Here is an 11,843-nt window from a genome sequence, read left to right as displayed (position 1 = left end):
CATAGCTAAATGATCTTAAATCTTATAACGAATCGATAATAGTGTTAAACATGGTACTAGGGCGCATAGCAGCATAAGTTGCTTCTGCACTTGGTTTGTAATAACCTCCAATATCCATAGTAGTACCTTGAACAGCAACCAACTCCTCAGTAATAGTAGCTTCATTTGAACTCATTTGCTCAAAAACAGGCGTAAAGATGGCCTTAAGTTCTTCATCTTTTGTTTGAGAAGCTAATGCTTTTGCCCAATACATAGATAAATAGAAATGACTACCTCTGTTATCTAATTCGTTTACTTTTCTTGATGGCGACTTGTCGTTCTCTAAGAATTTTTCAGTAGCAATATCTAAAGCTTCTGCTAATACAAGAGCTTTAGCATTATTATAGGTTTCACCTAAATGCTCTAAAGAAACACCAAGAGCTAAAAATTCTCCTAAAGAATCCCAACGTAAGTGGTTTTCAGTTAAGAATTGGTCAACATGCTTAGGAGCAGATCCACCGGCACCGGTTTCAAATAAACCACCACCATTCATTAATGGCACAATAGAAAGCATTTTTGCAGAAGTACCAACTTCAAGAATTGGGAATAAATCTGTTAAATAATCTCTTAATACGTTACCTGTTACAGAAATAGTATCTAGTCCTTTTACAATTCTTTCAAGCGAATAGGTAGTAGCATCAATAGGTGCTAATATTTTAATTTCTAAACCTGTAGTATCGTAATCTTTTAGGTATGTATCTACTTTCTTGATAATCTCAGAGTCGTGAGCTCTTACTTCATCTAACCAAAAAATAGCTGGATTATCTGTAGCTTTAGCTCTGTTTACAGCAAGTTTAACCCAATCTTGAATAGGGGCGTCTTTAACCTGACACATTCTGAAAATATCACCAGCTTCAACAACTTGTTCCATTAAAACAGTTCCTTCTCCATTGGTAACCTTTACAGTTCCTTCAGCTTCTATTTGAAACGTTTTATCATGAGAACCGTACTCTTCAGCTTTTTTAGCCATTAAACCAACATTAGAAACGCTTCCCATTGTAGTTGGATCTAAGGCACCGTTAGTTTTACAAAAATCAATTGTAGCTTGATATACACCAGCATAACAACGATCTGGTATTACAGCTTTCGTATCTTGACTTTTACCTTCTTTGTTCCACATTTGACCAGAGTTTCTGATCATAGCAGGCATAGAAGCATCAATAATTACATCAGAAGGTACGTGTAGGTTGGTAATTCCTTTATCAGAGTTTACCATTGCTAAATCTGGTCCGGCAGTAATTGCAGCTTCTAATGCAGCTTCAATTTCAGCTTGTTTTTCGGTACCTTTTATTTTAGCATATACATCACCTAAGCCATTTTTGGTATCTACACCCAAGGCAGTAAAGGTATCGGCATACTTTTCAAATACATCTTTGAAGAATACTTCTACAAAAGCACCAAAAATTAAAGGATCAGAAATCTTCATCATGGTTGCTTTTAAGTGTACAGAAAATAATACACCAGTAGCTTTTGCATCAGCAATTTCTTTAGCGATGAAAGCTTTAAGTTGGCTCATGCTTATAACAGAGCTGTCTATAATTTCTCCAGCCTCTAACGGACTAGCATCTTTTAAAATTTTAGTACTACCATCGGCACCTTCAAAAGAAATAGAAAAGGTTGTAGGGGCAGCTATCGTAACAGATTTTTCACTACCATAAAAATCACCTTCAGTCATAGAAGCTACATGCGACTTAGAGTCGGCTGTCCATGCACCCATACTGTGAGGATGCGCTTTTGCATAATTTTTAACAGCTTTAGGAGCTCTACGGTCAGAGTTACCTTCTCTTAGAACCGGGTTTACTGCAGATCCTAGCACTTTAGCATATGTAGCCTTAATCGCTTTTTCTTCATCAGTTTTTGCATCAGCAGGATAATCTGGTAAGGCATAACCTTGTGCTTGTAATTCCTTAATAGCAGCAGTTAACTGAGGAACTGATGCAGAAATATTAGGTAATTTTATAATATTAGCTTCTGGAGTAGTAGCTAAAGTACCTAATTCTGCTAACGCATCAGGTACTTGTTGGTTTGCAGGTAACATATCTGCAAAATTGGCTAAAATTCTTGCGGCTAATGAAATGTCTTTGGTTTCAAAAGTGATGCCTGATGATTTAGTGAATGCCTGTACAATTGGCAGAAACGAATGAGTTGCCAGCATCGGAGCCTCATCCGTTATAGTATACATTATCTTTGAATTTGACATAGGGATTATTTAATCATATATTTATTTGAAATGGAAGCAAATATACAATTTTAAAGAGTTTTTTAAAATTTAGCTATATATACTTTTGGTAAGTACTATATAAAATTATCACTATGGTGTAAATTGTGTTAAGATACTGTCGAAACTGTAATTTTAAGGCGTTAAATTGTAGTTTGAGTGAGAGTCGTTAATTATGGTAGATTAAATAATTTATTGTTAAAAATAAGATTGATTAATCCCTATTCAAAAAGCTTCGTTTATTTCTGGTTTTGTTAATATTTGAAAAGGGTAATTTTTTGGGGTTTCCATGTTTTGTAAACATATAGCTTTCCATAGCCGCTATAGCATAGATGAGAATGCTCATAATAGTAAAGCTATTAAAATAGATGCTAGAAATTTGATTGTTATCTAAATAAAATAAGACTTTAAATAAAGATAATTCTTCTTGTTGTGCTGCATATCCAAATATACTAAAGAAGTGACCTGTTAAACAGCTAAATACGGTTATAATAGCTGCTGTATAGCAAAACTTTTCAGAATATCCTTTTCCAAAAGTTCTAACGGCCAAGGCAATACCGGCACCAATAAGAAACGCTATATACCCTATATGATGTAGCGTAGCTATGGTAATGTATGTCCATAAAGTAGCTCCGACTAAACCGGCAAAAATACCTGCGGTGAGACCAAAAGCGTATCTTTCATCTTTTTTGTTAGGTCTTACTATGCCATGGGTGTTTTTAAATAGAATGGTATCAGTATCAATAATTCCTACATCATTTACAAGCTCTTCTAACGTAGGGTCTAAAATAAATTGAGGACACGTATTTGCAAAATTAGGTTTCTCCTTGGTTAATCCGCATAAGGTACCTTGTGAAACATTAAAATCTCTATGAATACAATTTTTACAATAGATGTATTGGTTGTTTAAAGAAGTCATGGTGTATTAGTTGGTATGTCAAAAATATAAAAAACCCGTACCAAATCTTCATTAGTACGGGTTTTTCTGAAAATACTCCGGAACATATGTTTAAACCATGTGCTTAAACTGTAACCCTTGATTACTTCCGGTTCATTTTCAATAATAATGAACTTTGAATGTTCAACACTTTAGTGTAATAAATATACAAAATTATTTTAATATATTATTTAATTATTATTTTTTTAATTAACAATCAAATTTCTAGCATTCTATGTTGAGATGACTTCAATAGTTATTTTTAGACATTTTTTGCGCTTCCAGTGAGATAATCAGCCCTAATTAATATCAAATAGGCTATATGTATTATTCCATACAGGGTCATAGCTAAATTCATAATAAAAGTGGCTGCCATCCATAACAAAAGTTCCATTTTCATAGGTATAGTCCTGATATCCGAACTTGCTAAAGTTGTTTTCAGAGAAGGCTTTTAAAAAAGCCCCGTCAATAAAATATTTATCTTTTAATAAATTCTCGGTGTCATTATAATTCTCAAAAGTAAATTGACGTTTAGAAGAAATCTCATTTGTACTACTATCATAGATAAACAAATCAATTTTAGTTAGGTTGTCATTCTCTAAATAAAAAGTTCTTTTTAACATAGTTCCTTCATATTCGTTAATGGTGTTTCCTGAATATTCATAAGTATACGTAACTGGAGTTTGATAGCTACCTCCATAAAATGTACGGGATAATAATTGCCCATTACTTATTTCATAGTCTATATAATTTTCTTCTGAAGTAAAATACATGGTAAACTTAAATGGGTTTTTTACCGTTACAATGTTTCCATTGTATGTAATATTGTTCACAACGGATTCGTTAAATCGATAATTTTCGAAGGAGTCGAAATTGCCATAAACTTCCAAGCCACCCAACATAGCTGTTATTTGATTATTGCTGTTATATTCAAATTGCATCCTGTTGGTATCTGAAAAATTACTGAAACCTATATAGTTGTAGTCGTTTTTAAGAAAAATCAGGGTGCCTATATTTACGGCTGTAGGTAATGTAGGGGTGTTGGTAGAAGTATTATCATCAGAACTACATGATAGGAGTGTTGTAAGTGCTACAATGACTAAAATAACTCTTTTCATAATTTTATTTTCTTGGTAAGAAAACAAAATTAGTTATTTTATGTAAGAAATTTGCCTTTTAGATAGTAAAAAAGCACTGCTTTATGGCAGTGCTTTTTTATATTTTTTAGCGTAATTAAATTAGCGTCTAGCTTCTTTAATTCTTGCTTTTTTACCGGTAAGACCTCTAAAGTAGAAAATACGAGATCTTCTAACCTTACCTCTTTTGTTAATTTCAATTTTTTGTAAAGCAGGCATGTTTACTGGGAAAATACGCTCAACACCTACAGTACCAGACATTTTTCTAATAGTAAATGTTTCAGAAGCACCAGCACCTCTTTTTTGAATTACAACACCTCTAAAAAACTGAGTACGTGTTTTTTCACCTTCTTTAATTTCGTAATACACAGTAATTGTGTCTCCTGCAGAAAATTCAGGAAATTCATTTTTTGTTACAAACTCGTCTTGTACAAACTTAATTAACGATTCCATTCTTAAATCATTTGATAGTGTTATTTCAAAGCAACATTCACGTACCTCGCCAGAGGTTACTCCAAAAGTGGTTGCAAAATTAGTAAATAAATAATTCTATGCAACACCTAAGAGTCAATTTTTTATATAAAATATAAGTTTTTTTCTAGTTGTAAATCAAGAAGTTATCGTTTAATCCTCTAAAAGGTCTGGTCTTCTTGTTTTCGTACGTTCGTAGGCTTGCTGCTCTCTCCATTCTTCAATCTTAGGAAAATTACCACTTAATAGAATCTCTGGTACTTTCCATCCTTTATATTCTGAAGGTCTTGTGTATACCGGAGGAGCTAATAAATTATCTTGAAAAGAATCTGTTAGAGCAGAAGTTTCGTCATTCAATACGCCCGGTAAAAGTCGTATAACCGCATCACAAAAAACAGCGGCTCCCAGTTCTCCTCCAGATAACACATAATCTCCAATAGAAATTTCTTTGGTAATAAACTGGTCGCGAACACGTTGATCTACTCCTTTGTAATGCCCGCAAAGAATAATAATGTTTTCTTTTAGAGACATCGTATTTGCAATTCCCTGATCCAATGTTTCTCCATCAGGAGTCATATAGATAACTTCATCGTAAGTACGTTCCGATTTAAGTTGAGCGATGCACTTATCAATTGGCTCTATCATCATCACCATTCCTGCACCACCACCAAACTGATAATCATCTATTTGTTTGTAGTTATCGGTTACATAATCTCTCAGATTATGAAAATGAACTTCAACCAGTTCTTTTTCAATTGCTCTTTTTAAAATGGAGGCTTCAAACGGACTTTTTAAAAGTTCAGGTAATACCGTTATAATATCAATTCGCATGGTGCCGTATTTTTTGCAAAGGTGCGTATTTTTTATTTAAAAGTATATAGATGTACTTATAAACAATGATCTTCTTAATAATTATATGAATATCTTTTAAAAGATAATGTATGATATCAGAAATTAAAATATTTATGGTATTTTTCTTTTAGAGAATATCTCGTTTCTTTACTTTGTAGTCAAGTTAACAATAAGCCTGTTGAGCTATTAAAAAGTTCATAATTATGAGGCTAATTAATCTATGATAATTACTAACTACTAATTAAAATGAAAAAAATAGTTTTTTTAGTATCTCTAATGATGGGGTTACTGGTTTCAGCACAAAAAAAAGGAAATGAATATATGTTGTTCTTTTTAGGAGGACAATCTAACATGGATGGTTATGGATATGTAAAAGAACTTCCGGATTCATTAACTAAAAAAATGAAGGATGTATACATTTTTCATGGTAATACGGTGGTAGATGGCACTACTGAAGGTGGAGGATTGGGCATTTGGTCTAAATTACAACCTGGTCATGGTACTGGTTTTGTATCTAACGGAGAGAAAAATACCTATTCAGATAGATTTGGGGTAGAGTTAAGTTTTGCTTATATGTTAAAGCAAAAATATCCTGATAAGAAAATTGCCTTGATAAAGTATTCAAGAGGAGGTACATCTATAGATAGTATTGCTGCGCTTGATTGGGCGGGTTGTTGGGAGCCTGATTTTAATGGTAGAAAAGGATTAAATCAATATGATTATTTTTTAACTACTATGAAGAATGCATTGAAGGCTGGAGATATAGATGGAGATGGTAAAGCAAATACGTTAAAACCTTCTGGTATTTTATGGATGCAAGGTGAGCAAGATGCGTCTTATGATGAGGCAGTTGCTTTACGTTATTACGACAATTTAAAACGATTAATGGATTTAATACGTGCTAGTATGCTTACAGATGATTTACCTGTGGTGATTGGTAAAATTTCTGATTCATGGAATACTGATGAAGGGAAGGTATGGCCATACGGTGAATTGGTTCAGTATGCTCAGGAAAAATTTGCTAAAACAGATGGTAACGCTGCTATTGTTAGAACTACTAGGTATTATGGGTATTCTGATACTTGGCATTATAATTCTGAGGGATATATAGACTTTGGAAAGCAATTTGCACTAAAGATGATTCCGCTTTTAAAATAAATGAACTCTGAAAAATAATATCAAACTAAATGCCCGGCTACTATATTAGACCGGGCATTTATTTAGGAAAGGTTTGGGGAAAGTACTTCCGTTTTACGATTAGACCTTGATTTCTTATGCCTGAAATCGTTTTTATTTTCCGAGTATAATAGTATTCCACAAAACAGTAATAAGATTCCGTAAGTTTCTATTGATTTGTTAACTGTCATTATACCACAATTGTTTTTAATAATGTATAACCATCGGTAGTATTTCCGGTTAATGAATCGGCTATATTACCATCTAAACTATCTGAAAACACATTGTCGGTATCGTTTTCTGTATCTGCCGATCCATGGTAGTCACTAGTATCATATACCGTTTCGCATATGTCTTCAGGAAATGCTATTTGGCTCACTCTTAGAGAATTTTCATTGCTATCTAAAACTTCTAAATGTATGTGTGGAGCCCTACCGGAATACCATCCCGGGAAAATACTGATGAATGATACTTGTCCGTTGTCATCAGTGGTTTGTCGTCCCCTTAAGAAATGCTTATCAGTGTAATCGGTAGACTGCATTTGACTACCTCCGTATTCAGAATAGTTACCATCGGCATCACAATGCCATATATCTACATATACACCAGCAAGCGGATTACAGTCGTCACTTTGATCTTGTACTGTCAATGTAATAAGTAATGCAATACCCGCACGATCTGAAATAATATTAGCTCTTACTAGATCAGCCGGACTAAGGATAGGGAAGGGGCCTGCGGTTTCACTAGGTGATAATTCGCAATTAGCATCAGAATTACTTTCAGTATCGGTAGTGTCTGACGAAGTTTCGGTAATGGTATCGTCTTCTGCAGTACAACTTGAGATTACTCTTGGTAAGGCCACTATGGTACCCATACCAACTAAGCCTTTTTTTAAAAAATCTTTTCTTTTCATACCTCGTTACTTTTATTTTTTATTAAATCTACTTGCTAAGGCTGAGATTTTCAAATAAAAGAGGTGAATAAGGTTTTTTATGAGGTGAATACATTAAATATTAAAAATATCTGTCAGTGCTTTTTTATATGTTTCACTAACGGGTATTGTGAAATCACCTATTTTAATGGTTTGTTTGTAGTAGGAAGATAGTTTATCTATGGCTACAATATACGAACGGTGTACTCGCATAAATTGAGTTTCAGGAAGTTTCTCTAGCATACTTTTTAAGGTAGTGCGGGTAACTATATTGGTGTTATCTTTTAGATGAATACGAACATAATCGTCTAAGCTTTCAATAAATAAAATTTCATTTAAAGAAATCTGTTTAATTTTATAATCGACCTTTACATTCAAATATGTTATGGTTGCTTTCTCTTTACTATTAGAATGAATTGTTTGAGTTGCTTTTTGTAAGGCTACCATAAACCTATCCTTTGCAATAGGTTTAAGTAAATAATCTATTGCATTAACATTAAAGCCTTCAATAGCATACTCGCTATACGCAGTTGTAAAAATTACCTTAGTGTTACTTTTTAGTGATTTGTATAGCTCTATACCGTTAAAACCTGGCATTTCTATATCTAGAAACAATAAATCAATTGAGTTATTTTGCAAATAGTTAATTGCATCGTACTGATTGGTAAATGTTTCTTTCAGAGTAACCTCTTGTACATCTTTCAGATATGCTTTTATGATATCCAAAGCCAAAGGTTCATCGTCTAAAGCAATAGCTTTAATTTTCATCAAAGTTCTATTTTTAGGGTTAAATCATACGTTTCATTGGTATCATTGATAGCTAAGAATGCTTATTAGGATACACCATTTCTAACCTTTTTTGTGTGTTTGCTATACCTTCTTTTGTAGAGCTTACTTTAGAAATATATTTTTTTACAATTGTATTGTATACGTTAAGAATTATTTTTCTTTCCTCTATTGTAATATTTATTGAAATAGTAGATTCTTGATTGGAAGAAACACCGTATTTAAAGGCATTTTCTATAAAGTTTATGAGTATAAGTGGGGCAATTTCTTTATTGCTCGGAGATCCTTTTACAGAAAAATTCAAGGTTATTAGTTTGTTTAATCGTAGTTGTTGTAATGCTATGTAGTCGTTAATATATTCTATTTATTTTTCTAAAGGTACTTTTTGATGATTACTTTCTGTTACAACGTAGCGCATCATTCCAGATAGTTTTAAAACGGCATCTGCAGTAATATCAGATTTTTTTAAGGCTAATGAATAGATGTTATTAAGGGTATTAAATAAAAAGTGTGGATTTATTTTTGCTTTTAGGTATGAAAGTTCTGCAATTACTTTTTTGTGTTGAATTTCTTTTAGGTTATTATTTAATTTAAAAACTAGAGAGAGTGCAAAGACTCCTAAAAACGGAATGATAAAGTTATTGCCTAAGAAACCATTTTCTGGGGGCATAGTATTTTTTTGGGGGACGGGTCTATTAAAATCTGGTAGGGGGAAATTGTTAGAATTATTATTTTCGAAAGACGTCTGTGGAGGGAGTAGTCTGTCGTTATTAGATATGTTATTCACTTCATTTCCTAAAACAAATGAAGGTAGCAACGATATAATTAAATATGATATGACTAAGACAATAACTAATAATGTCCATCTTTTTTTAATATAAAAATTTGGGATTATCAGGTAATAATTTGAATATAGGAAAATAACTAGTAGAAAATATCTTAGAAAACTATGCTGAAAAGGGCGTATCTTTAAAAGAGCCCAACCCGAAGAAATATCAGGAGAAGTAATAAAGGGAAGGGTTAATAAAAATAATCCAAATAGTATATGGATATAATTCTCTTTTTTTGTTAGGGTCATGGTTTAGTGATGTAATAATAACAAGGGGAAGTTAAATGAAAATGTTATTAATAAAAAGTTGTTTTTTGAGAGGTTTTATTGATAAAAGTTGTTTTTTAACCTGTAAAATTATTGTAAATTTATATATAATTAAAAAAAAGAAGATATGAACAACATAGTATATGCCACAGATTACTCTAACAATTCTGTTTCTGCTTTAAAATATGCGTATTTTTTGAGTACGTTAACTGGAGCATCATTAACAGTATTGAATGTTTTGGAGTACCCTACTATATGGAATAGTGATGTGCCTAAACCGACTTTTGAAGATTTTGAAAACGGGGCAAAAGGTGCATACACTAAGTTAATGAAGGAGTTTTGCGCGAAGCATTTATCTGCCGATGCGTTAGCTGGAATTACATTTGATACTGAAAAAGGGGATAATGTAGAGGAAACACTTACAGCTTATGTTGCTGAAAATAGTACAGATTTAATTGTACTTGGTGTACACGGAATGAATCCGTTGCAAGAGTTTTTTATGGGTAGTACTACCCAGTCGTTAATCGCTAATTTGAGTATTCCTGTAGTGGCAGTACCAGAGTTGTCTGTATCCAATGTATTAACTACAGTAGTATTTGCTACTACACTTCAAAAAGAGGATATAGCTACACTAAAGAAAGTGTTACCTCTTTTTGAGAACACTAATACAACTATAAAAGTGGTGCATGTTGCAGAGCGTAAGTCTGACGAAAAAATAGTGGCTTTTACTGAATTTAAAGAATTCTTATATGATGCAGTACCTTATAGTAATAAGAGCTTAGATATTGTTTATAATGAAGATATTTTAAGAGGATTACTTAATTTTATAACAGCTCAAAAAGCCCAAATGATAGTTATGAAAGAGCGTAAAGAAACAAGTGCTCTTAGAAAGGTATTTCATAAAGATTTAGTGAAACGTATGGAGTCTCAAACGAAAATTCCATTAATGAGTATTAAATAAAAAAGCCATTATTTATAAAAAGCAAAAACCGCCTTTAGCATAGCTAAATGGCGGTTTTAAATATTTGAGGTTGGTTAGTTACGAATTTAACATTACAGGCATTACCAGCATGGTAATTGTTTCTCCTTCATCTAAACCATCAATAGGGTTTAAGATACCTGCTCTGTTTGGTAAAGACATTTCAAGGGTTACCTCGGCTGCACTTAAATTGTTAAGCATTTCTGTTAAGAAACGAGAGTTGAATCCAATTTGCATATCGTCTCCTCTGTAATCACAGGTAAGTCTTTCTTCAGCTTTGTTGCTGTAGTCAATATCTTCTGCAGAAATGTTTAATTCTGCTCCTGCAATTTTCAAACGAATTTGATGTGTAGTTTTGTTAGAGAAAATTGAAACCCTTTTCACAGAACTTAAAAACTGAGATCTGTCAATTGTTAATTTGTTTGGGTTTTCTTTTGGTATTACAGCTTCGTAATTAGGGTACTTACCATCGATAAGTCTACAAACTAGTTCTACATTATCAAAAGTAAATTTAGCATTACTTTCGTTATATTCAATAAGTACGTCACTTTCGCTGCCAGATAAAATACCTTTTAAAAGATTTAAAGGTTTTTTAGGCATAATAAATTCTGCTACCTGACTTGCAGTAACATCTGTACGCTGGTACTTTACAAGTTTGTGAGCATCTGTAGCAACAAACGTTAAGTTTTCAGGAGAAAACTGGAAAAACACCCCACTCATTACAGGTCTTAAATCATCGTTACCTGTTGCGAAAATAGTTTTGCTAATAGCAGTTGCTAAAATATCTCCCATTAATGTAGTAGAACTAGGATCAGTTAAACTAACAGTCTTAGGGAATTCTTCGCCATCTGCATATGCTAAAGCATATTTACCATGGTTAGAACTTATCTCAATAGTGTTATTACTTTCTACAACAAACGTTAGCGGTTGTTCAGGAAACGTTTTAAGGGTATCTAATAATAGCTTTGCAGGTACTGCAATACTTCCTTCAGATTCTGATTCTACATCTAACGTAGTAATCATGGTAGTTTCTAAATCAGAAGCTGAAACAGTTAATTTATTACTGGAAATTTCAAAAAGAAAGTTGTCCAGAATTGGTAATGTATTGCTATTATTAATTACACCTCCTAAAACTTGAAGTTGCTTTAATAAGTACGAACTCGATACTATAAATTTCATTAGTTGTTCGGTTTATATTCAGAATTACAAATATATTTTAATT

The 11,843-nt window shown here is 32.7% G+C and carries 12 protein-coding genes; 2 read left to right on the top strand and 10 right to left on the bottom strand.

All coding sequences use genetic code 11. The annotated features are described in order from the left end of the window. Positions 1-22 precede the first annotated feature (22 nt). From NBRC110019_RS07650 to trmD, 5 genes are all read right to left on the bottom strand, one after another. The gene (locus NBRC110019_RS07650) at positions 23-2,239 is read right to left on the bottom strand and encodes an NADP-dependent isocitrate dehydrogenase (RefSeq protein ID WP_281753744.1); all 2,217 of its coding nucleotides are present in this window, start codon (positions 2,237-2,239) and stop codon (positions 23-25) included. A 232-nt stretch (positions 2,240-2,471) separates the two neighbouring features. Then, positions 2,472-3,176 carry a hypothetical protein gene (locus tag NBRC110019_RS07645; protein WP_281753743.1) on the bottom strand — a complete coding sequence of 235 codons (705 nt, stop codon included), beginning with the start codon at positions 3,174-3,176 and terminating at the stop codon, positions 2,472-2,474. A 317-nt stretch (positions 3,177-3,493) separates the two neighbouring features. Then, the gene (locus NBRC110019_RS07640) at positions 3,494-4,312 is read right to left on the bottom strand and encodes a hypothetical protein (RefSeq protein ID WP_281753742.1); all 819 of its coding nucleotides are present in this window, start codon (positions 4,310-4,312) and stop codon (positions 3,494-3,496) included. A 120-nt stretch (positions 4,313-4,432) separates the two neighbouring features. Continuing rightward, positions 4,433-4,783 carry a 50S ribosomal protein L19 gene (gene rplS, locus NBRC110019_RS07635; RefSeq protein WP_281753740.1) on the bottom strand — a complete coding sequence of 117 codons (351 nt, stop codon included), beginning with the start codon at positions 4,781-4,783 and terminating at the stop codon, positions 4,433-4,435. Positions 4,784-4,954: 171 nt separating this feature from the next. Then, the gene (trmD, locus tag NBRC110019_RS07630; RefSeq protein ID WP_281753739.1) at positions 4,955-5,632 is read right to left on the bottom strand and encodes a tRNA (guanosine(37)-N1)-methyltransferase TrmD; all 678 of its coding nucleotides are present in this window, start codon (positions 5,630-5,632) and stop codon (positions 4,955-4,957) included. Positions 5,633-5,899: 267 nt separating this feature from the next. Between trmD and NBRC110019_RS07625 the strand changes: the two genes are divergently transcribed. Next, the gene (locus tag NBRC110019_RS07625; RefSeq protein WP_281753737.1) at positions 5,900-6,811 is read left to right on the top strand and encodes a sialate O-acetylesterase; all 912 of its coding nucleotides are present in this window, start codon (positions 5,900-5,902) and stop codon (positions 6,809-6,811) included. Positions 6,812-7,019: 208 nt separating this feature from the next. Here NBRC110019_RS07625 and NBRC110019_RS07620 read toward each other — a convergent pair whose 3' ends face one another. The 4 genes from NBRC110019_RS07620 to NBRC110019_RS07605 all read right to left on the bottom strand — a co-directional run bounded on the left by NBRC110019_RS07620 (position 7,020) and on the right by NBRC110019_RS07605 (position 9,624). Continuing rightward, positions 7,020-7,742, bottom strand: coding sequence for an intradiol ring-cleavage dioxygenase (locus tag NBRC110019_RS07620; protein ID WP_281753735.1), 723 nt, complete (start codon positions 7,740-7,742; stop codon positions 7,020-7,022). A gap of 93 nt (positions 7,743-7,835) precedes the next feature. Then, positions 7,836-8,528, bottom strand: a complete 693-nt coding sequence (locus tag NBRC110019_RS07615) for a LytR/AlgR family response regulator transcription factor (protein ID WP_281753748.1) — start codon at positions 8,526-8,528, stop codon at positions 7,836-7,838. Between the two features lie 52 nt (positions 8,529-8,580). Beyond that, a complete protein-coding gene (locus NBRC110019_RS07610; protein WP_281753733.1) occupies positions 8,581-8,850 on the bottom strand; it encodes a LytS family sensor histidine kinase in 270 nt (89 codons plus the stop codon). Between the two features lie 60 nt (positions 8,851-8,910). Next, positions 8,911-9,624: a histidine kinase gene (locus NBRC110019_RS07605; RefSeq protein ID WP_281753731.1), complete on the bottom strand. Its 714-nt coding sequence runs from the start codon at positions 9,622-9,624 to the stop codon at positions 8,911-8,913. Positions 9,625-9,769: 145 nt separating this feature from the next. Between NBRC110019_RS07605 and NBRC110019_RS07600 the strand changes: the two genes are divergently transcribed. Further along, positions 9,770-10,603, top strand: coding sequence for a universal stress protein (locus tag NBRC110019_RS07600; RefSeq protein ID WP_281753729.1), 834 nt, complete (start codon positions 9,770-9,772; stop codon positions 10,601-10,603). 78 nt (positions 10,604-10,681) lie between these two features. Here NBRC110019_RS07600 and dnaN read toward each other — a convergent pair whose 3' ends face one another. Continuing rightward, positions 10,682-11,800 carry a DNA polymerase III subunit beta gene (gene dnaN / locus NBRC110019_RS07595; RefSeq protein ID WP_281753727.1) on the bottom strand — a complete coding sequence of 373 codons (1,119 nt, stop codon included), beginning with the start codon at positions 11,798-11,800 and terminating at the stop codon, positions 10,682-10,684. Positions 11,801-11,843: the final 43 nt, after the last annotated feature.

It is taken from the genome of Neptunitalea chrysea, assembly GCF_027924145.1.
In the GTDB taxonomy this organism is placed as follows: domain Bacteria; phylum Bacteroidota; class Bacteroidia; order Flavobacteriales; family Flavobacteriaceae; genus Neptunitalea; species Neptunitalea chrysea.
This window is presented reverse-complemented; position numbering and strand designations above follow the sequence as displayed.